Consider the following 19,204-nt stretch of genomic DNA (forward strand, 5'->3'; position numbering starts at 1 on the left):
CGTTGACATCCTGCAGCGGACTAGCTACTTCTCACCGCACTGTTCGCATAGACGGTAACCATTCTCGTGCCCGCCGATGGTCGTTGCCGTTCCTAAAACAACAGCAATCCAAGCCGGGTCGACGCAAGTAAACTCACGACTTAGAAGGTGGTTGAGGGTTAGGACGGATATTGGGGATGCTGGATGCGTGAGTATTTTCGATGACGTACCTGCCGCGCGCCGCAATAACATGGCTGCAATCAGGAGCAAAAACACCCGCCCGGAATTGATCCTAAGAAAAGGGCTACACGCTCGAGGACTTCGATTCCGTCTTCATGCCAAGGATCTTCCCGGATCTCCCGACCTGGTCTTTCCATCGCGGCAGGCGGTAATTTTCGTCAATGGGTGCTTTTGGCACTCTCACTCATGCAAGTGGGGGCAGGTTGTGCCCAAGACGCGAGCACAATTCTGGGCCGACAAGCGCGCACGAACTGTTGAGAGAGACGTCCAGGCCTTGAGGTCTCTTTCGGATCAGGGCTGGAGATCATTTGTCGTGTGGGAATGCGATCTCCGGCTGAACGCGGACAGGACGATTGAGACCAGCGCAGACTGGTTGGGTGTTCAGTCCGCGTAGGAGCCTCTAATTGACTTCGTCGCCGCAAGAAGCTCCAGAGGTGTTAGGGGTGGGTCGACCCGATGAGCCATTCGGTGGCAGTTGGCGCATAGCGGAACCAGATCCGTGAGCGGATTGAGCACTGCGGGACCGTCCATCAAATGAACTGGAAGTAGGTGATGGACCTCCACATAGCCGCGACCGATTGCGCCGTAAAAGTCCTCGAAACTGAAGTCGCAGACCACGCATTTTGTTCCGTGTGCCAATATGGCGATCGCGCGGTTGGACCTGCTCCGTTCGTATGACTTTGAAACGCCGTAGCGCACTTTGCCTTCCTCGGCAAAACTCTCATTTTCGAAGGCGCCCGTACCAGCATCGAGTGGGAGTAGCGACACGAACAATGCGACGACGGCCGATACTACGTTGGCGGCGGCTTCATCGTCGACTCCGGTCAATCGAAGGACCCTTGCGTCAAGCTCCAGAGTGTTCCATTGCGTCGTTGCGAGATCCACTTGCGAGGGTTGTAGCTCGATTCCGTTTAGGCGGAATGCAACATTCACTCCGAGATTTCGATAGGCCGCGTAAAGCTCGCCGAAGCGCTGACCAGTTGAAGCGAAGTTGACGCGAGCAGCATCTAGCAGCTCTCGTGCAAGACTGTCGAGCCGGAGCTCGGCAAAGGTCAATTGCATCCCTTCGTGAGCCTGCACAGAAAACCCGTTGGGGCGGTCAAGGCCATTTATGCGGACTTCAACCCGGTCGGAGCCCAATGGTTTGACGACAAACGGAAGTTCCAGTTCGGCATTCAGATTCGCAGCTAGCCTTTCGCGGTCGAGCACCTAGATGTCTTCTTCCTCGGGCTCAGGGAGATCCTCTACAAGCCGTCTCAGGGCACGCGCAACTTCATAGCGCATATCAACGAAGAGTGCCTTATTAGAGTCTCTAGTATTTGCAAACTCGGCCGAGGCTAGCGCCCATAGAAGTGAATCCAGCGCCTGAATCGTGTCCAGATCGTCCTTGTGTGCGAGATACACCTTTTCGTAAAACGGATGCGATGTGTTCACTCGAACGCCCTGGTTTCCTCCGACGAATGCAGGCTCATAGAGAATGCCGTCAGTTAACGATTCAACTGGATCAACGTATGCGCGCTGGTTTTCGTTCTCAAAGAACTTGACTCGGACGCTGCCGAAGCGGTTGGAGATCGCCGCGGTGTTGGCCGCCGTGTCAACCGCGACTGGCTCAAAGACTCCAATATCTTGGGCCTTCTCCCGGATTGTTTCGTCAGATCCGGCGTGAATGTTTGGTTTTCCGACTCCGGGGGTTGGCTGCCGCCTGTTTTGTCTCGTCCGTTCGATGGCTTCCCTGCGAAATGGGGCGACGCGCTTCTCTAGGTTGTCGAGGAGCGCATTGTCGAGCGTTATGGACGACTTCTTGATATCGACCTGGAAGGCTTCGTCCAAGCGGTGGTCGAACGACAATTCGACACGGCAAATTGAGGAGTGAGGCTCTTGAGCCCAAATGCCCAGCCAATCCGGTCCGTGAATGAGGCGATCCTCCCGATAGACGTAGATACCCTGCTTTTTGTTCGAGATGTCGATCGAGCTCGCGGCGGCGTCGCCATAAAGCTCAGAAATTTTCTTGCTGGAGGGCAATATAAAAACTCTGAGTGTGAGCGGGGCCTTCTCCGTCTCCGAGATTGAGACGTTTAGAATCTTCTCCGAGATGGGATCGCCTTGCCCGGCTGGTCTGAAGGGGTCCCACGAGCTCACGAGAACATCGTTAATCGCAATCTCGACGTTTGCAGCTCTCGAGTCGTTCAGATCTAGGAATCGCTGGAATACCATTCCGAGGTGTTCGCCCAGGGAGGTGGAAAGCCTCTCCACCGCCTTCTGTGCGTGCATACCCACCGGCAGTCGGTACGCTCGCAGAACCCTGTCGATCTTCTTCCATCTGACAGTGGTCCCGCTCTGGTGACCGGCGATGTCCTCGATCAGAAGCGAGTCATTGGCGTCGGCTTCGGACAGTTCTTCGACGTTCCAACCCCGAGCCGGAACGTGGTCCAGATCCCAAACCGCCGTAGTGAATGCACCATCCGTTTCATTTCTTGAGGTGAGATGGATCGCTCTAGCAAATGCAGTAGAAGCGGTGTTGAGGCCGATCCCGAATTTGCCCAAACTCGCCGCGTTCGAACGACGGGCTGACCCATACCGCAGCGCATTGACGAGACCTTCGGAGTTCATTCCAATCCCGTCATCGGTGACGCTGAAGACCAAATCCCCGTTGGGATCCAGCTCCAGTTCGATATTTACACGAGTTGCTTCGGCAGCGATCGAATTGTCAACAATGTCAGCGACAGCGTCGTTAAAGTCATAACCCGTGTCCCTGAGGGTGCTTGTGACCCTTTCAGGGTCAGGTTCGACGTTATGGAGGATGGGCCCAATATTTGTCATCGCGTGCGGCTCCGGATTGTTGTCCAGGTTCCGCTCAGGACGACGACGTCATCGTCCTCATCCGCCGCGAGCTCCGCCGCGGGCCCTGTGTATCGGATGTAGTACTTATTGTCGGATGACCTAGAGAGTTCGACGTAGCCACCTTGCACTGCGTTGTGCTTTCTGTAGAAACCAGAGAAACCTGTGAGCCGATATTCGTCTCGAGTGGAGTGACCAAGGGTCTTTCCGTTGTAGTAGATGTATTGAAACGACCAAGCCTCTCCATCGTCGAGATCCTCGAAGCGGACTGTCAGTCGAGGGTTCGTTTCTCCGGTGGGAAGTTTCGGCAGGAGGTTGAGGATGTCCACGTGCTTTGGGATCAGAATCCCGTCCTGATGACCTCCGGTATCGCCGACGTCGTTCGCGCTGAGTTTTTTCTGAACCGAGCTTCCGGACCTAATCATTGAATCCTCCTCGTCTTGGGGAAACTCTAAGGGCAAGCGCAAGCTCCCGATTCGTGGGCGCTCCGGGCAAAGCCTGCCACACCGCGTCCGACAGCTCGGCCTTGTCGCGCAACCGACCCGCCATTACGGACTCGACGGTGTCTGCATACGTGAAGTAGTGCACCACAACTGGGCGCTTTTGACCCCGTCGGTGTGCACGGGCTGTGGCTTGGGCCACAACAGCAGGATTCCACTCCGGGGCGAAGTGGACAACCGTTGTCGCGCCTTGAAGATTGAGACCGACTCCTGCGGCCCGAGGGTTCAAGAACAAGACGCCGGCGCGGTCCTGATTGTTGAAAGAATCGATGATCGACTGGCGGGCCGATACCGGCACCCTTCCGTCAATTATTGCGGCGCTAGCTAAGGGGAACGTTGCGCCAACAGTCGCGTTCAGCTGGTCCAGCGCCGATTGGTATGGCGCGAAAACAAGTGCTTTGTCTTGCCGCCTGAAAACTTCGCTCAATATGTCTAAAAGGCGCGAAAGTTTCGGTGATTCGTGACGCACAGGACCCGTCATCGAGAAAGGTTCACTTGTGATCTGGCGCAGCCGCGTAATCGTCGCCAGCATGGCCCCCGAAGATGTCAGGTCTTGACTCTTGAGCGCTTCATTGTATTGAAGAGCCATCTCAGCGCTTGTGTCGAACGTTGTCGGCACATCAACGCGCTCAGGTAGGTCGCCTGCGACTTCCTCGACTGTTCGCCGGATCGTAATGGGCAGTATTGCAGCTGCTAGGCGCGAAGCGGAGGCGGTTTGATTCGGAAACCGCGCGCGAAAGACTTCTTGGTCTCCGAGGAAGCTCGGAGTTACGAACTCGCAGATGCTCCACAGATCACTGAATTCGTTTTCGATCGGTGTGCCAGACACGGCGATTCCCGCTCGACGTGGCAGTGCCTTTATTGCTATGGAGCGAGCAGTCATAGGATTTTTTATATACTGCGCTTCGTCAGCAATGACAGCATTCCACTTAACAAGCTCGAGCAGGAATCGATCCTGAATCACCGTGTCAAAAGATGTGATCACGAGGTCGTAATCTCTGAGGAAGTCAGGATCGCCGGAGCGTCTCGCGCCGTAGTGCACATGATAATTGAGCTCAGGCGCAAAGCGATCGATCTCTTTCGTCCAGTTCCGAATGAGACTAGCGGGGCAGACGACCAAGTTGCATCCTTTCTCGAGCCCGAGTTGTCTCAGCAACATCTCCAATATTTGAATGGTCTTTCCCAGGCCCATTTCATCGGCGAGGAGCGCCCCGATGCCCGCGCCTACCAAGTCGGATATGCGGTCAGCGCCATCTTGCTGATAGGGGAACAGCTCCGCGTTGACCAAGTATGTCCGGGCAGGCGTAGAACGGCTCGTGTCGCTGGAGGGATGACCAGTCATGAACTCCTCGACCAAGTCGTTCATGGCCAACGAGAGAGTCTCTGCCGCTGTCAGATATTGCCCTACTCGGAGTCCCGACGCCGTGAGTAGAGCGACTATCCGTGTGGTCGATTCAGGCTCCAGTGAAAACCATTGTCCGTCCGCGACGAACTGGCCTCGCTCGAGTTGGATGTCGCTCGGAATCTCTCGCCCACCGCGGCCGATCAGTGCAACCCGCGAATCTCCTGACTCGTAGTTGACCAGAGCTAGGCGTGGGCGGACTGACCCCTGCACGAATCGAATCCCTGAAAGCGCGCGAGACGGTCGTCTGTCGGTTGGTGAGGATTGAGCAAACTCAGCATTCCAAACCTCGCGGCCCGAAAGTTGATGAAGGGCTCCGTCTTCAGCCCTTCCAATCACGTATCTGTCGGTGGTGTCGGTCAGCCAGTCGACGATCATGCGATGAGCCTAGGCCGCTTGTTCAGTAGGTGCATCGCGGATCGCGCGAAACAGTTCGCTCGCCACCTGCGTGATCACCGGCACAACGACGGAGTTGCCAAACTGTCGATATGCCTGTGTGTCACTAACTGGAATTGCAAAGCTGTCGTCGAAACCCATAAGGCGGGCGCACTCCCGGGGAGTTAGGCGTCTCGGATTAACTCCGTCGCCTTGGTCAACAAGAATCTCTGAGCCGTCCTTGTGGTAGCGCGCCGACAGCGTGCGCGTCACAGAGGTTGCGTCGACCAACCCAAACCCGAATCCATGGCCAGCATCCTTGTGCTTCTTGGCATACCCCTGAAGATAGCTCCAGAGCTTATCGCTCAGTGTGTACTTCGGTAGTGCAAGACCGGTGGACATATCGACATACCTAGCATCTCGGGACTCTATTGGGTCCAATTCGCTGTGGAGTATCGATCCAAGTTTTGGGCCCGCTGCGGCTGACGCGACGTTAGCCCAATCAAAGGAAGTCTCGTTCAAGGTCCCTAGTATGATGACTCTCTGCCTTTTCTGAGGCACCCACGGTGATGAATCGATCACGCGGTAGGAGACGTGGTAGTTAAGCTCCTTCATTAAGACTTCTTGGATCACTTGGAAGGTGCGCCCCTGGTCGTGGCTCAGCAGGTTCTTAACGTTCTCGAGGATAAACGCGCTAGGTCGTTTTTCTTTGATTATTCGAGCCACATCGAAAAAGAGAGTGCCCTGGGTCTTGTCCAAGAATCCGTGCTGCCTACCAAGCGAGTTTTTCTTAGATACCCCGGCGAGCGAGAACGGTTGGCAGGGGAATCCTGCCGTGAGTAAATCGTGATCAGGAATCTCCGAAACCCCGATGCTCGTTATGTCGCCTCGTATTTCATGTCCTGCGTCGAAGTTGGCGGAATAGGTGGCGACCGCGTGCCGATCCCACTCACTGGTGAACACACATGTACCACCGGCGTTTTCGACGCCCTGCCGCAAGCCACCAATTCCGGCGAACAAATCGACGAAACGTGCCTTGCCGGGCTCGGTCGGCGCAGCTGAGACGGGGCCGTAAATGGAATCAATTGCGTTCGCGACGAAGGGCGGCGGTGTCGTTTCTCCCGATGCCCACCTCTCGAGAGTGCGGGTACTGCAACCCAAGGCGGCAGCGACAGATTTGGTTCCATGTAGGTTCACTATGCGAGTAACGCGATCGCTTGCTGAGGGTGCTGAAGTCATTTGATTATTATGGGACGGACTGCCGACAGTCTGTCGCACAACACTCCCAGGCTCATCGAGCAGACGAAGACGAGATTGACGGCGAGCATGGTGCCTCGCAAGAATCCTCCTTGCGGCCTCAATGTGAGCCGCATGAGGTGAAATGGCAGCGATCCGCACAGGCAGGATACGGAGCAACATGAGGGCCATCGCTGCAGCTCGATGTACCGGCGGCTCCGCTGATGGTCGTCAGGAGCTTTGCGTTTTCAGATGCGAATTCCGCTCGCGATTCTATTCTGGTCTGTGGCGAAGCCGAGTGGTTCAACTCCCGAAAGGTGGCGATCGGGCATCAGGCGCTGCTGTATCCCTCGGTCGGGGCGGGCGACACGGAATCGCGTCGGCAGAACGCGGATGCCTACATTCTGAGCGGCGCCGACATGGCCCGGTTCGGCGAGCTCTACGCAGGACCGAGCGACGACTGGCGCGTGTCGCCCATCAAGGCTCCGTCGCTGGCAGGCCTGCCGGCGACCCTGATCGAGGTGGGCGGGCAATCCACTGCACGACGACGGGGTGCTCTACGCGGAGGCGCTAGAGAAAGCGGGCGTCGAGGTCGAGCTGATCGAGTACCCGGCCATGCCGCACGGCTTCCTCAACTATCCCCGATTCGCGCGCGACGCGACGGCCGGCATCACGGCGGTCGTCGCATCCCAACGCCGCGCCCTGCTGTAACGCCGTCTTACGAGCCAAGCCAAGCCAAGCCAAGCCGAGCCGGCGGGCGACTTCGCCCTGTGGTTCAGCCGCGTACGCGCAGGTAGCGATGCTCGGGACGACCGGTCGTGCCATAGCGGAGTCGCACGTCGACCACACCGCGCTCGGCCATCGTCGACAGGTGACGCTGCGCGGTGGCTCGCGAGACGCCGGCGAGGTCGGCGATCTCCGATGCCGACGACTCGGCGTCGCCGAGTGCCTCGAGCAGCACCTGCTCGGTCGCGGAACGGGAGACCGAGGGAGTGTCGCCACCGGCGCGGAGGATCGCCAGGCCGCGATCGATGTCTTCTTGGGTGACCGCTCGGTCGTCATCGAGGATGTTGCGAAAGCGCAGGTAGTGATCCAGAAGGTCGGTGAGCGCACGCCGCGCGAACGGTTTGACCAGGTAGCCGAGCGCACCCGAGCGCAACGCCCGTCGCACGGTTCGGGCGTCGGTCGCCGCCGAGAGCACGAACGCGTCGACCCCGACGTCGCGGATGAACGCGACCCCGTCGCCGTCGGGTAGGAACGCGTCGACGAGCAGCAGATCCGGATGCTCCGTGCGCACCGCCGCTGCGGCGTCGGCCAGGGTGCGGGCCGGCTCCAAGGCCATAAAACCGGGCCGTTCAGCGACGATGTCGCAGTGGAGTCCGGCGACGCGGAAGTCGTCTTCGACGACGAGGACACGAACGGGCGCGGTCATAGGTCACTGTCCTTTATCAGGGGAGAGGTCTCGAGGGGTGTGACTACATGGGGTGAGACGACCAGCACGTCGCGCAGGCGTGCACCGAAGACCGCACCCGAGAGGGCGTGGTCGGCATCCGGCCCGCCCTGGGAGTCGCCCGAGTCGGTCGTGTCGGCATCCGGTCTACCCGATTCGATGAGCCAGACGTCGCCGCCGCGACGGCGGGCGAGCTCGCGCGACAGCGGCAGGCCGACACCCAGGCCATGGATGCGATCGGTACCGTCGCGAGGGCCGGCGCCGGCGCCCTCGCGGCGGCGGAAGAGATCGTCTGTGTCCGCAACGCCCGGTCCGGAATCCGCCACAGTCAGCACGAGATCGGCGCCGTCGCCGTAACAGCCGACGCTCACGCTGCGTGGCTCGCGCCCGGCGACGGCGGCGCGCACGGCATTGTCGACGAGGTTGCCGAGCACCGCGGCCACATCCTCGACGTCGCCGAGCGGTGAGAGCAGCAGTGAGTCGGATGTGACCGACAGTCGCACGCCGCGCTCTCCCGCCTCGAGCGCGTGCGCGCCGATGAGCGCGTGCAGCAGCGCGTCGCCGATCAGGTCGATGTTCTCAACGGGGTAGTCGACGGGACCGCGCTGCAGTTGTTCGCCGAGGAACTCCCGCGCCTCGAGGCCGCGACCCGCGTCGAGAAGACCGGCCGCCACGTGCAGACGGTTGGCGAACTCGTGCCGCTGCACCCGCAACGCACTCGTCATCGCCCGCACCGTTTCGAGACGTTCGCTCAGGGCCACCACATCGGTGCGATCACGGATGATCAGCACCGAGCCGAGATCGCGGCCGTCTCGCCGCACCGTCTGCGCATCGACGTAGAGCACGCGGTCTCCCGACACGATCCCGTCTCCGGCCGTGCCGTCGTTCACGGCCGCGAGAATGGCCGGGGAGATGCCGAGCGCGGCGAAGCTCTTGCCTTCCGGATCGTCGAGGCCGAGGAGGTCGCGGGCGGTCTCGTTGCACAGGCGCACCATGCCGTCGGCGTCGAGGGCCACAACGCCGTCGCCGACGCCGTCGAGCACCGCCGCCTGGTTCTGCACGAGAGCGATGAGTTCTTCGGGCTGCAGGCCGAGTGTTGTGCGCTCCCACCGTCGTCGCAACAGCAGCGCGGAGAGCGCCGCCAGCAGGAGAGCGGCGCCGGCGGCGGCGGCGATTCCGCCGATCAGAGTGGGGAGGTCGGTGAACACGCTCGACGGCTCGAAGCCCACGCTCACCTCGCCGACGGGCGCGGTGCCCTCGCCGTCGGGCGGCAGCACGGGCACCTTCGCGCGCGCCGAGACACCCAGGGTGCCCTGCTCCCAGGTCACCACTTCTTTTCCGGCGAGCACCTCGCGGTAATCGGTGCTGACGGGCTGGCCGAGGGCATCGGCATCGGGGTGGGCGAGGCGGATGCCGTGGTCGTCGGCGATCACCACGAACAGCGTGCCGGTGCGTGCGGTCACCGCGCCGGCCAGCCGTTGCAGCTCACCGACTCGGAGGTCGGCGGCCTGGGGCGTGCCCGGGTCGGCGCTCGCCTCGGCCACCTCGGCACGCACCTGCGGGTCGACGGCGATCGTGCGGGCGATGTTGAGGGCGGACGTCTCGGCCTCGGTGCGCAGCTGCTGGATGCCGAGAAGCAGGAAGACCACCGCGCACACCGCCACCACGGCGACGGCCGTGGCCGTCTGCAGCAGAACCACCCGGGTTGCGAACCTCATCATTCCTCCACCGTGAGCATAATGCGCTGAACTCGCGCTTCGCGCAGAAGTCCTGGCAATGAGACATAGCGCGCGCCGCCGCCGAAAAGCACCTAGATTCGCGGAATCCGATCGACGAGGCTCGCCGGTCGCAGACAAAGGAGTCGAGATGCCCCCTGTTCTCTCCGGCCTTGCGGCCGCCGCTACCGAGGAGGGCTACGACCTGGCCTTCACCCCGTCGGATGGCACGCTGGTCGTGCTCGGGTTCGCGATGGTGCTCGTCTTCATGGCGCTCATCATGACGCGTCGACTGACCCCGATGGTCGCGCTGATCGTGGTGCCCACCGTCTTCGGCCTCTTCGCAGGCGCGGGGTTCGGGCTCGGCGACATGGTGATCGACGCGATCAAGGACATGGCGCCGACAGCCGCACTGCTCATGTTCGCGATCATGTACTTCGGAATCATGATCAACGTCGGCCTGTTCGATCCGCTCATTCGACTGATCACCCGCCTGCTCGGCGATGACCCGGCGAAGGTGGTGCTGGGCACCGCGCTGCTGGCGGGCGCAGTCTCTCTCGACGGCGACGGCTCGACGACCTTCATCATCACGACCTCTGCGATGCTGCCCATCTACCTTCGGCTGGGAATGAGCCCGGTCGTGCTCACGTGCGTCGCCGGTCTGATGAACGGAACCCTCAACATCGTGCCGTGGGGCGGTCCGACGGTGCGTGCGGCCGCCGCGCTCTCGTTGGAGCCGACGGATATCTTCGTTCCCATGCTGCCGTCGCTGGCGGTGGGGCTCGTCATCTCTCTCACGTTCGCCTGGTTCCTCGGCCTCGGCGAGCGCCGGCGCCTCGCCGGGTCGATCGACACGACACGCATCGACGGTCCTCGCGGCGACGGCATCCTCGGCGCTCCCCGCCTGTTCCGCGGGGCCGGCTCGAAGCCCGGTGCGGCCGTGACGCTGCGCACCGGCAACATCGTCACCGTGCGCGGAGGCGGTGGGGCGTTCTCGGCGACCGCGCTGGTGGATGCTGCAGACACGGCCATGGCCGACACGATGCTCGACCCGAACCGGTCGACGCTGCGTCCGAAGCTCATCTGGTTCAACCTCGTTCTGACGGTCGCCGTGATGGTGCTGCTCGTGCTCGATCTGTTCCCGCTCGCGTTCGTGTTCATGGTGGGCGCGGCGATCGCCCTGATCGTGAACTTCCCCGGTATCAAGACCCAGGCCGACCAGATCGTGGCGCACGCGCCGTCGATCGTCGGGGTGGTCTCGATGGTTCTCGCAGCCGGAGTGCTGGTCGGCGTTCTCAACGGCACCGGAATGGTGACCGCGATGGCGTCCTGGATCACCGAAGGCATCCCGCCGGAGATGGGTCCCTTCCTTGCCGTGATCACGGGCGTGCTGTCTATTCCGTTCACGTTCTTCATGTCGAATGACGCGTTCTACTTCGGCATCCTGCCCGTTCTCGCGGAGAGCGCGTCGAACTTCGGGATCAGCCCGGTCGAGATGGCCCGTGCGTCGATCACCGGCCAGCCCGTGCACCTGCAGAGCCCGCTCGTTCCGGCGATCCTGCTGCTCGTCTCGCTCGCGAACGTCAACCTCGGCGATCACCACAAGAAGGTTCTGTGGCGCGCGGTGGTCGTGTCGCTCGCGATGCTCGCTGTCGGGGTGTTGGTGGGGTCGATCCCGCTGCTGGCCTGACGTCGGCGTGCGGGCCATCGAGTGACGTGATCCCTCTCTCGCACCGCATGGGGGGCGGACGTGAGCCGAACCCGGCCGATATGGTGAACGCGTGACCCGATCCCGCTGGCTTCCGGCCGTCTTGCTGCTCGTGCTCGTGACGGCATCCGGATGCTCCGCCCGAGCGGGTGGGAACAGCGCGACATCGGCGCCCACATCGGGCTCGACGACTCCCGCGGAGACGAGCACCGCGACTCCGGTCGCGCCGTCGGCGACACCCGACCCGGCAGCCGGCGCAGCCGTCATCCCGCCAAGCTGCGAGTCGATCTACAGCCCGGGCTACCTCGAGACCCTCCGGGCGACGCCGGGCGTGGTGCTCAACCCGGAGTGGACCGCCACCCCGGGGCAGGCGACGTTGGGAACGCAGGAGGCCGCGCTCCTTCCCCTGCTCGAGAGCCGCGAGCATCTCGACTGCTTCTGGGTGGCACCGGGCGGAGGAAGCGGCATGGGGCTGTCGACCTCGATCAGCCTTGCCGCATCCGACGAACAGGCCTCCCTGGTATCGCAGCTCAGCGCCGCTGAATTCGGCTGCACGGAGCAGAGCAACGGAACCCGCTGCGCCGTCGACCGCACCGACGAGTACGCATCGTGGGGAGAAACGCACTTCATCGGAGGCGGCCTGTGGATCGCGACCTTCTACGTGGAGTTCGCGCCCGACGGGTACACCGACGACATCGTCAAGACGCTGGTGCCTGCCTAGGCTTTGTGAGACTCGACGGGTGGGGAATGCCAATCGGGGCTGATGGAGCCGCGCGCATCCACGGGTCACCTACCGCCGCAGCCGCCGCTCGCGTGCCAACTCCACCACGATGCCGCCCACGTCGCCCGGGTTGGTCGCGTCGTACCAGAGGCGCGTCTCCTGGCCGTCGACCACTGGATCGCCCTGCTCGATCACCATGGTCTTCTGTGGCGCGAGTCGAGTGCGGGCGAGTGGTGACTCGGCGGTGCTCATGGGGGTCTCCTGGAGTCGCGTTAGCGGGAGCGTGCAACGACGAGACGAGACATCGCCTCTGAACCCCTACCGGGCGGTGAGCACCGCCCGCGCATCGGTCGACCAGCGCTGGTTGAGGTTGTCTGCGAACTCGATGCTCTCGATCTGGTACCCGTCCGTGTTCATGTACGGCTGGAGGACGCCGGTGCAGGCCTCGATCGGAAGAGGGAAGTCCCAGACGAACTTGGCTTTCGGAGCGTAGGCGACGAAGTACGCACCCGGCGGAAGGATCTTGAGACTGATCGGGCGCGGAACGCGGGAGCCGTCGATCTTGACCGTGATCACGACGTCGTGGAACGTCGAGCCCGACGAGTTCGAGACGACGACGCCGAGAACCTTCGGGTCGTGCGTCTCTATGTCGCTCACGGTCCACGCCGTGAGGCCCGTGGCCTGCGCCTTCGATTCGCGGGCCTCTTCGGCCGCGCGTCGCTTTCGATCAGTCAAGAACTGGGCGGCGGCCAGAGCGATAGAGAGTGTGGTGATCCATGTCGGCAGGTCGCCGAGCCACTGAAACGAGTCCATGAAAATCCTTCGGTGTCGTGATCCCCATCGACGGTGAGCCTAACCACAACGTGGCCGAGGTGTCCTTATGAGCGGGGCATTTGAGTGGACGCGGGGTCTCATGGAGGTGCTGCGCAGGCAGGCGCGCGGTGGCAAGGTGTGGGAATGGAGGCCAGACGAGAACGCTGTGATGCGCATCGTGCCGGAGAGAGACGGGCGCTTGCGCCACTGTGCGTGGGCCTGTTCCTCGCGCTCGGCCTGGCCGGATGCGTGACCGCGCCGAATTCGACGGATCTCTCGCAGGCGGGCTCGCCGACGACGAGCGTGATCCCGACGGCCACCCCGTCGTCCGACGACCACCAGGCGACTACGACGGATTCGCCCACCGCGACAGATGGATGCGGACCGCCAATCCTGTACGAACCCTGGTCGGCCGACACACCGTTGCGTGCCACACTCGGCGGCAATCGGCTTCGCATTCCCGTGGATCTCGGCGCTCGGGCGAACGCATCGGGCGAAGCGATGCTCGACGACGAGGGGCGTCCGGTCGCGTACGTCGTTGCGCCCGACGACCTCTGGGCGGACGTCGCCGATCGGTTCTGTCTGCATCCGGACTACATCAATGCGCTGAACCAGGTACGCCGCAACGGAGCGTTCGAGCTGTACGTCGGCGACACTCTCAACCTGAGCCCCTATACGGTCACGACCGTCGGGTCGGAGAACGGAGATGTCCTCGACAATCCTGCTCCAGATCCTCTGCCCACCCAGCGTTAGCCCGCGACCCGGCACTGACGAGAGCGTGCAGCGGCACGACATCGCCAACTGACCCCCCTCTGCAACGCCGTGAGCCCGACCGAACCTGGCCGGCGTGTCATGAGAAAGCGGGGTTCGCCCCCTGTAAGGGGAGTGGCGCCCCGCGGAGGGTTCTCGTTAGATTCCCGCTAGGGATCGGGGGATGCCCCGTCGAAAGACCCGAGGGAACTCCATGACCACTCCAGCCTCCGCAGTGCCGCTCGCGGCCCCGTATTACAACGCTCCGTTCGGTGCCGCCGTCGCGCGGTTCTGGAAGAAGTATGCGACGTTCAGCGGCCGGGCCAGCCGAAGCGAGTACTGGTGGTGGTACCTCGTTTCAGCCATCGTCGGCATCGTCTTCAACGTGCTGTCGTTCGGGGCCGGCGGCTACGGCCTTCAGATGGACCAGACCTATGCGACTCCGCGCACACTGGCGGTGATCGTCTGGGTGATCTGGGGACTGTGGGCCCTCGCCACCATCGTGCCCGGCCTTGCGCTGCTGGCCCGCCGGCTGCACGACACCGATCACAGTGCCTGGTGGATCCTGATCGGGCTCGTACCCTTCGTCGGCGGCATCATTCTGCTCGTCTTCACGCTGACGGCGCCCGTGCCGGCCGGCGCCCGCTTCGACCAGTAGCGTCGCGCGGACAGAACACGTCGTGCGGTAGCTCTGCGTGACGTATTCAGGAGGTGAGCGTCGTCGTGTGGATAGTGGCGGCGGTGACGCTCTCCTCCTGAATTGGTAACAGCCAGGCAGGAGACTCCGCACGCGCTCTGCAAGACTCGATACGTGAGCAACGCAATCGAGGCAAGCAATCTGAGGTTGGCGATCGATGACGTGGCTCTTCTTCAGCCGACGTCGATTCGCCTCGCCGCGGGCGAGGCCCTCGCCGTCACCGGATCGAACGGCTCTGGCAAGACCACCCTGCTGCGCATCCTCGCCGGGCTCGCTCGGCCGACCTCGGGAGCGGCGCGCATCCACGGGGCACCCGTCGACGAGCGCAGCCCCGCGTTTCGGCGCGTGGTGAGCGGGTCGATCGGGCGGCCTCCCGTGGCCCGCGACCTCACCCTCGAGGAGCACCTCGCCCTGGTCGCGGCGTCGTGGGGGTCGTCGGTGGGCGAGGCCCGAGAGCGCGCTGCCGCCGAGCTGGAGCGGTGGCAGCTGACCGCGCTGCGGCGCAGGTTTCCGCACGAGCTGTCGTCGGGGCAGTCGCAGCTGTTCGCGCTGGCGCTCGCGGTGGTGCGTCCGTATGAGGTGCTGGTGCTCGACGAGCCCGAGCAGCGCCTCGATCCCGACCGGCTCGGCATCGTGATCGAGGTTCTGCGAGAGGAGATCGCGGCGGGGCGCACCGTGGTGTTCGCGACGCACAGCGTTGTGCTGAGGGAGGCCATCGCGAGCCGGATTCTGCGGTTGGGCGGGGGCGGGGGAGACGCGGGCTCGGGCTCGCCAGACTCCGACTCGCCAGACTCCGACTCTGCAGACTCCTCCGACTCCTCGGGCTCCGACGCGTGAGTCGCGAGGCCGCTCACGCGCTGCGGGCCGTGCGCGCCATCCGGCGTGCGCGCGCCGAGGGCAGCTCGCGCGGCGATGTGGTCTACGCCGTCTACGCGGGCGTGATGGTGGCGGCGATCGTGGGTGTACCCATTGTGCGAGCCGTCGTTCTCTACTTGGCCGAGCCCGCGGCATCCGCTGTGCTCGTCGACGTGGGGCCGACCGTGAGCGGCACCGTCTTCGCGCTCGCGTGCGCCGCCTTCGTGGCGCTCGGCGGAGTTCGCGGACCGGCCCTGCTGTCACCGTTTCTCCTGTTTGCGGTGGCCGGCGGCGGGCATCCGCGTCGCCGCACCCTGCTGGGGCCGGTCGTGCGAAGCGTGCTGGCGCTCGCGGTAGCAGGGGCGGGGCTCGCACTGCTTCCCGCGCTGGCGGTGGCGGGCGTGGGGGATGCCACGGTGGGTGGGGCGCTCGTGTTCGCGGGGGCCGGCGCGCTGGTGGGCGTGGTGTGCGGCGGATGCTGGCTGCTCGGCCAGCGCGTGACGGCTGCGGTTCGCGCGTGGACCGTCGTGGGCGTGGTGGCGACGTGGGCCGCGTGGGTGGCGGTGCCCGGGATCGGCGGTGTGCTGCCGTGGGGGTGGTTCGCGTCGCTGTTTCCGGTGGGAGGCGGTGAAGTTGGTGCAGCTGACGCGGCTCTCGGCTGGGGCGCGTTGAGTGGGCTCGGCGTTCTCGCTGCGGCGGCGCTCGCGGTGACTCCGATGCTGCTCGACGGGCTCCGCGGACCCGAGCTGCTTTCGCAGGCTCAGCGCTGGCAGACCGCCGGAACGCTCGCCTTCACGGGCGACCTCGCGATGGCCATGGGGGAGTTCAGGGCGGTGCCGCGGCGCGGACGCCGGCTGGCTGCGATCGGCGGTGGCGGGCTGGCGCTGATGTTCGCGCGGCGCGACCTGGTGGGCTCGCTGCGCACGCCGGCCCGCTTCGCTCTCGCGTGTGCCGGATGCGTCGGGTTCGGTCTGCTGATCACGGTCGCGGTGGGCGCATCCGGGCCCGGGGTGTGGATCGCGGCGTGCGCCGCGGCGATCGTGGGGTTCCTGGCGCTGGGCGTGTGGAGCGACGGGTTCAGGCACGTGGCCGAGGTGGCGTCGGCGCCTCCGCTGTACGGGGTGTCGACGCTTCGGCTGCTCGGGCTGCATGCGGTGCTGCCTGTTGTTGGGGGCGTGGTGTTCTCGGGGGTGGGGGTCGGCGTCGGGGGAGTGGTGTTGGGTGGTGCGTTGGGTGGCGTAGGTGGCGGCGTCGGCGTCGAGCCTAGCTGGTCGGCGCTCGTGGCCGCCGTGCTGTGCGTGCTGCTGCTCGTTCTCGTGCGCGTGTACGACTCGGCGAAGGGGCCGTTACCGCTGACGTTGATGGCCCCGGTGCCGACTCCGGCGGGCGATGCGTCGGCGCTGGTGGTGGCTGCGTGGCAGGCCGATGCGGTGATTCTTTCGGGGGTGGTTGTGGGGGTGACCGTGGTGAGCGTCGCTGGTGGAGTTGGCGGCGGCGTTCTTGTGGCGGTCGGCCTCGGGGTCGTCGTCGGGTGGATGGCGCGGGCGCGGGTTCTGGCGGTCTGATCTCGATACGCCGGCACCTTCGTCGGGCGGGTGGCTAGCCTGTAGTCATGAGCGTGCTCTCGATCGGCCTGGTGGTTCTCTTCGTCGTGTTCGTTGTGCTCGCGGTAGGGGTCGGGCTCGGGATCTACTTTCTGGTGAAGGCATCCAATCGTCGCCAGGCTCAGGCGGCGGAGCAGCCGCCCGCACCCTCGAGCGAGGGGCCCGGAACGGCGCCGCGGATCTGACTTATCGGGTGCGGGTGATCTCGATCCGCGCGAGCCGGCCGCTCGACTCATGAGTTCTTGAGGGTTTTTCGCTGTCCGCTTGACACTGGACATCTCTATACATAGATTCTTCTTGTCTACGTTTGTTCATACACAAGAAGGCAGCACTGATCAATGAAGATCGCAGTAGTCGGCAGCTATGGCGTCGGCCTCACGATGAGAGTTCCGCAGGCCCCCGGGCCCGGCGAGACGGTGGCCGGAGGCACATTCGACGAAGGCCCCGGAGGCAAGGGATCGAACCAGGCCGTCGGCGCCGCACGCCTCGGGGCGCAGGTCTCGTTCCTCACAGCGGTCGGAGACGACGCCTTCGGGCAGACAGGTCGAGACCTCTGGATCGACGAGGGCGTCGACGCGTCGCACGTGATGACCGGCGATCGCCCCACCATGGTGGGCTTCATCATCGTCGAACCATCTGGCGAGAACCGCATCGCCCTCGCGCCGGGTGCTCTCGACGAGCTCGACGCCTCTCACGTCGAGACGTTCGCCGACGAGATCGAGGCGGCCGACGTGCTCGTCGTCTCCATGGAGATCCCCGAGGCTGCCGTCGTCGAGGCCCTGCGAATCGGACGTCGCCGCGGCACGACGACGCTGCTCAACCCGGCTCCCGCCCGTGCCCTGCCCGATGACGTCTGGTCGATGATCGACGTGATCACCCCGAACCAGACCGAGGCGCCCGTGCTCCTCGGGCTTCCCGCCGACCACGGCCGCTCCGACGAGCAGCTCGTCCGCGAGCTGCAGGAACGCACCGGCGGCTGCGTCGTGCTCACCCGGGGAGGCGGTGGGTCGCTGCTCTGCGGCGCTGATCAGCAGCTGCATTCGATCCCCGCGCTGACGGTCGACCACGTCGTCGACACCACCGGAGCCGGCGATTCGTATACCGCAGCCTTCGCGGTGGCCCTGGCCCAGGGCATCCCGCTGGTCGACGCCGCGCACTACGCGGCGGCCGCCGGCGCGCACGCCGTCACGATCGCCGGCGTGATTCCGGCGCTCCCCACCCGCAACCAGCTCCCGCCCCTGATTGGAAATCTCTGATGACCACCGCCACCGCGATGACGCGTCCGGCCTCTTCGTTCGATCCCCGCAGGCTGCTCAAACTGCGCGAGGCAGGGGTGTTCGCCGCCCTGATCCTGCTCTTCATCCTCGGAGTCGTGCTCTCGCCCAGCTTCGTGCAGCCCAGCAACCTGCTCTCTGTCGGGCAGCAGGTCGCACAGATCGGCATCATGGCCGTGGGCGCGACGTTCGTGATCATCAACGGGGAGATCGACCTCTCGGTCGGTTCGATCTACGCGCTCTCCGCGATCACCACCGGCATGGCCATCACGGCCGGAACACCCTGGCCCCTCGCCATCCTGCTCGGCGTCGTCGTGGCCGCGCTGGCCGGACTTCTGAACGGGCTCGCGGTCGTGCTGCTCGGGGTGCCCTCGTTCATCGTCACCCTGGGGAGCCTCAGCGTGTTCCGCGGCGCGACGCTGCTCATCTCGAACGGCGCACCGATCTCGCTCTCGAGCGAGCAGCCGGGCGTCGCCGAGTTCACCCTCATCGGCCAGGGTCGCCTCTTCGGCGTCATCCCCATGCAGCTGCTGATCTTCGCCGCCATCGCCGCCATCGGAATCGTGTTGCTCTCGCGAGCGCGCCTCGGATTCAACACCTACGCGGTCGGCGGAAACCAGGAGGCCGCCCGCCTCGTGGGCATCAACGTGAAGCGCGTGAAGCTCACCGCATTCATCCTCTCGGGGATCACAGCGGGCATCGCCGGAGTGCTCGGGCTCTCGTTCCTCTCGTATGTGCAGGGCGTCACAGGCACCGGCCTCGAACTCACCGTGATCTCGGCCGTGATCATCGGCGGCGCGGCCCTCTTCGGAGGCTCCGGAACGATGTGGGGAACAATCATCGGCGTCGTGTTCATCGGCCTGCTGCAGAACATCCTCAACATCAACGGCATCTCGAGCTTCTGGCAGACAGTCGTGACCGGATTCGTGATCGTCGCAGCGGTCGCCGCCGACACCTGGCAGCGCAGACGAAAGACGAAGGCCTGACGAGCTTCACCCCACCCCCCAGAAAAACCCTGATAGCACCGGACATCAACAAAGGAGTACT

Annotated in this window: 19 protein-coding genes and 1 pseudogene; 11 read left to right on the forward strand and 9 right to left on the reverse strand. The window is 64.0% G+C overall.

Annotated elements, in window-relative coordinates; genetic code table 11:
• Window positions 1-76: 76 nt before the first annotated feature.
• Window positions 77-613 (forward strand): very short patch repair endonuclease, encoded by a 537-nt coding sequence (locus ASF51_RS18605; RefSeq protein WP_082479539.1) that lies wholly within the window; start codon window positions 77-79, stop codon window positions 611-613.
• On the opposite strand, the gene ASF51_RS18610 is transcribed toward ASF51_RS18605, so the two are convergent.
• The 5 genes from ASF51_RS18610 to dcm are packed head-to-tail and all read right to left on the reverse strand — an operon-like array spanning window position 601 to window position 6,573.
• Window positions 601-1,428, reverse strand: a complete 828-nt coding sequence (locus ASF51_RS18610; protein WP_157412013.1) for an HNH endonuclease — start codon at window positions 1,426-1,428, stop codon at window positions 601-603. The two genes, ASF51_RS18605 and ASF51_RS18610, sit on opposite strands and share 13 nt — an antisense overlap.
• A complete protein-coding gene (locus tag ASF51_RS04740; RefSeq protein WP_055925881.1) occupies window positions 1,429-3,039 on the reverse strand; it encodes an ATP-binding protein in 1,611 nt (536 codons plus the stop codon). It abuts the gene before it with no gap.
• Complete coding sequence (locus ASF51_RS04745; RefSeq protein WP_082479541.1) at window positions 3,036-3,482, reverse strand: EcoRII N-terminal effector-binding domain-containing protein; 447 nt, start codon at window positions 3,480-3,482, stop codon at window positions 3,036-3,038. The genes ASF51_RS04740 and ASF51_RS04745 overlap by 4 nt, the downstream gene beginning before the upstream one ends.
• Entirely contained in the window at window positions 3,475-5,337 is a 1,863-nt protein-coding gene (locus tag ASF51_RS18615; protein ID WP_082479542.1) for a DEAD/DEAH box helicase, read from the reverse strand. The genes ASF51_RS04745 and ASF51_RS18615 overlap by 8 nt, the downstream gene beginning before the upstream one ends.
• A 9-nt stretch (window positions 5,338-5,346) precedes the next feature.
• A complete protein-coding gene (dcm, locus tag ASF51_RS04750) occupies window positions 5,347-6,573 on the reverse strand; it encodes a DNA (cytosine-5-)-methyltransferase (RefSeq protein ID WP_055925887.1) in 1,227 nt (408 codons plus the stop codon).
• 221 nt (window positions 6,574-6,794) lie between these two features.
• Between dcm and ASF51_RS18620 the strand changes: the two are divergent.
• Window positions 6,795-7,281: pseudogene (locus ASF51_RS18620) on the forward strand (alpha/beta hydrolase fold domain-containing protein).
• A 64-nt stretch (window positions 7,282-7,345) separates the two neighbouring features.
• Here the strand turns inward: ASF51_RS18620 and ASF51_RS04755 are convergent.
• Window positions 7,346-8,002 carry a response regulator gene (locus ASF51_RS04755; protein ID WP_055925890.1) on the reverse strand — a complete coding sequence of 219 codons (657 nt, stop codon included), beginning with the start codon at window positions 8,000-8,002 and terminating at the stop codon, window positions 7,346-7,348.
• The gene (locus ASF51_RS04760) at window positions 7,999-9,738 is read right to left on the reverse strand and encodes a sensor histidine kinase (RefSeq protein WP_055925892.1); all 1,740 of its coding nucleotides are present in this window, start codon (window positions 9,736-9,738) and stop codon (window positions 7,999-8,001) included. Before ASF51_RS04760 ends, ASF51_RS04755 begins: the two co-directional genes overlap by 4 nt.
• A 148-nt stretch (window positions 9,739-9,886) precedes the next feature.
• On the opposite strand from ASF51_RS04760, the gene ASF51_RS04765 reads away from it, so the two are divergent.
• On the forward strand, window positions 9,887-11,425 hold the full coding sequence (locus tag ASF51_RS04765) for a CitMHS family transporter (RefSeq protein WP_055925895.1): 1,539 nt from the start codon (window positions 9,887-9,889) through the stop codon (window positions 11,423-11,425).
• Window positions 11,426-11,516: 91 nt separating this feature from the next.
• Complete coding sequence (locus ASF51_RS04770; RefSeq protein WP_055925898.1) at window positions 11,517-12,164, forward strand: hypothetical protein; 648 nt, start codon at window positions 11,517-11,519, stop codon at window positions 12,162-12,164.
• 69 nt (window positions 12,165-12,233) lie between these two features.
• On the opposite strand, the gene ASF51_RS04775 is transcribed toward ASF51_RS04770, so the two are convergent.
• Entirely contained in the window at window positions 12,234-12,416 is a 183-nt protein-coding gene (locus ASF51_RS04775; protein WP_055925901.1) for a hypothetical protein, read from the reverse strand.
• A gap of 66 nt (window positions 12,417-12,482) precedes the next feature.
• The gene (locus ASF51_RS04780) at window positions 12,483-12,977 is read right to left on the reverse strand and encodes a hypothetical protein (RefSeq protein ID WP_055925904.1); all 495 of its coding nucleotides are present in this window, start codon (window positions 12,975-12,977) and stop codon (window positions 12,483-12,485) included.
• 213 nt (window positions 12,978-13,190) lie between these two features.
• Here ASF51_RS04780 and ASF51_RS04785 point away from each other — a divergent pair, with 213 nt between their 5' ends.
• The 7 genes from ASF51_RS04785 to ASF51_RS04810 all read left to right on the forward strand — a co-directional run bounded on the left by ASF51_RS04785 (window position 13,191) and on the right by ASF51_RS04810 (window position 19,143).
• Entirely contained in the window at window positions 13,191-13,730 is a 540-nt protein-coding gene (locus tag ASF51_RS04785) for a hypothetical protein (RefSeq protein ID WP_055925907.1), read from the forward strand.
• A 211-nt stretch (window positions 13,731-13,941) separates the two neighbouring features.
• Window positions 13,942-14,385: a DUF805 domain-containing protein gene (locus tag ASF51_RS04790; protein ID WP_055925908.1), complete on the forward strand. Its 444-nt coding sequence runs from the start codon at window positions 13,942-13,944 to the stop codon at window positions 14,383-14,385.
• Between the two features lie 153 nt (window positions 14,386-14,538).
• Complete coding sequence (locus ASF51_RS04795) at window positions 14,539-15,261, forward strand: ABC transporter ATP-binding protein (protein ID WP_082479544.1); 723 nt, start codon at window positions 14,539-14,541, stop codon at window positions 15,259-15,261.
• Window positions 15,258-16,844 (forward strand): hypothetical protein, encoded by a 1,587-nt coding sequence (locus ASF51_RS04800; protein WP_055925911.1) that lies wholly within the window; start codon window positions 15,258-15,260, stop codon window positions 16,842-16,844. The genes ASF51_RS04795 and ASF51_RS04800 overlap by 4 nt, the downstream gene beginning before the upstream one ends.
• 47 nt (window positions 16,845-16,891) lie before the next feature.
• Window positions 16,892-17,068, forward strand: a complete 177-nt coding sequence (locus ASF51_RS18955; RefSeq protein ID WP_157412014.1) for a hypothetical protein — start codon at window positions 16,892-16,894, stop codon at window positions 17,066-17,068.
• 153 nt (window positions 17,069-17,221) lie between these two features.
• A complete protein-coding gene (locus tag ASF51_RS04805; RefSeq protein ID WP_055925914.1) occupies window positions 17,222-18,139 on the forward strand; it encodes a ribokinase in 918 nt (305 codons plus the stop codon).
• Window positions 18,139-19,143, forward strand: coding sequence for an ABC transporter permease (locus ASF51_RS04810; protein ID WP_055925916.1), 1,005 nt, complete (start codon window positions 18,139-18,141; stop codon window positions 19,141-19,143). Before ASF51_RS04805 ends, ASF51_RS04810 begins: the two co-directional genes overlap by 1 nt.
• Window positions 19,144-19,204 lie beyond the last annotated feature (61 nt).

Origin of the sequence: Agreia sp. Leaf283, from assembly GCF_001422485.1 — a bacterium.
Classification (GTDB): domain Bacteria; phylum Actinomycetota; class Actinomycetes; order Actinomycetales; family Microbacteriaceae; genus Agreia.

What these genes read in the sequence shown, in the direction of transcription:
- ASF51_RS18605 (WP_082479539.1), top strand. Translation starts at nt 77, where the DNA reads ATGGTCGTTGCCGTTCCTAAAACAACAGCAATCCAAGCCGGGTCGACG.
- ASF51_RS04740 (WP_055925881.1), bottom strand. Translation starts at nt 3,039, where the DNA reads ATGACAAATATTGGGCCCATCCTCCATAACGTCGAACCTGACCCTGAA.
- ASF51_RS04745 (WP_082479541.1), bottom strand. Translation starts at nt 3,482, where the DNA reads ATGATTAGGTCCGGAAGCTCGGTTCAGAAAAAACTCAGCGCGAACGAC.
- ASF51_RS18615 (WP_082479542.1), bottom strand. Translation starts at nt 5,337, where the DNA reads ATGATCGTCGACTGGCTGACCGACACCACCGACAGATACGTGATTGGA.
- dcm (WP_055925887.1), bottom strand. Translation starts at nt 6,573, where the DNA reads ATGACTTCAGCACCCTCAGCAAGCGATCGCGTTACTCGCATAGTGAAC.
- ASF51_RS04755 (WP_055925890.1), bottom strand. Translation starts at nt 8,002, where the DNA reads ATGACCGCGCCCGTTCGTGTCCTCGTCGTCGAAGACGACTTCCGCGTC.
- ASF51_RS04760 (WP_055925892.1), bottom strand. Translation starts at nt 9,738, where the DNA reads ATGAGGTTCGCAACCCGGGTGGTTCTGCTGCAGACGGCCACGGCCGTC.
- ASF51_RS04765 (WP_055925895.1), top strand. Translation starts at nt 9,887, where the DNA reads ATGCCCCCTGTTCTCTCCGGCCTTGCGGCCGCCGCTACCGAGGAGGGC.
- ASF51_RS04775 (WP_055925901.1), bottom strand. Translation starts at nt 12,416, where the DNA reads ATGAGCACCGCCGAGTCACCACTCGCCCGCACTCGACTCGCGCCACAG.
- ASF51_RS04780 (WP_055925904.1), bottom strand. Translation starts at nt 12,977, where the DNA reads ATGGACTCGTTTCAGTGGCTCGGCGACCTGCCGACATGGATCACCACA.
- ASF51_RS04790 (WP_055925908.1), top strand. Translation starts at nt 13,942, where the DNA reads ATGACCACTCCAGCCTCCGCAGTGCCGCTCGCGGCCCCGTATTACAAC.
- ASF51_RS18955 (WP_157412014.1), top strand. Translation starts at nt 16,892, where the DNA reads ATGAGCGTGCTCTCGATCGGCCTGGTGGTTCTCTTCGTCGTGTTCGTT.
- ASF51_RS04805 (WP_055925914.1), top strand. Translation starts at nt 17,222, where the DNA reads ATGAAGATCGCAGTAGTCGGCAGCTATGGCGTCGGCCTCACGATGAGA.
- ASF51_RS04810 (WP_055925916.1), top strand. Translation starts at nt 18,139, where the DNA reads ATGACCACCGCCACCGCGATGACGCGTCCGGCCTCTTCGTTCGATCCC.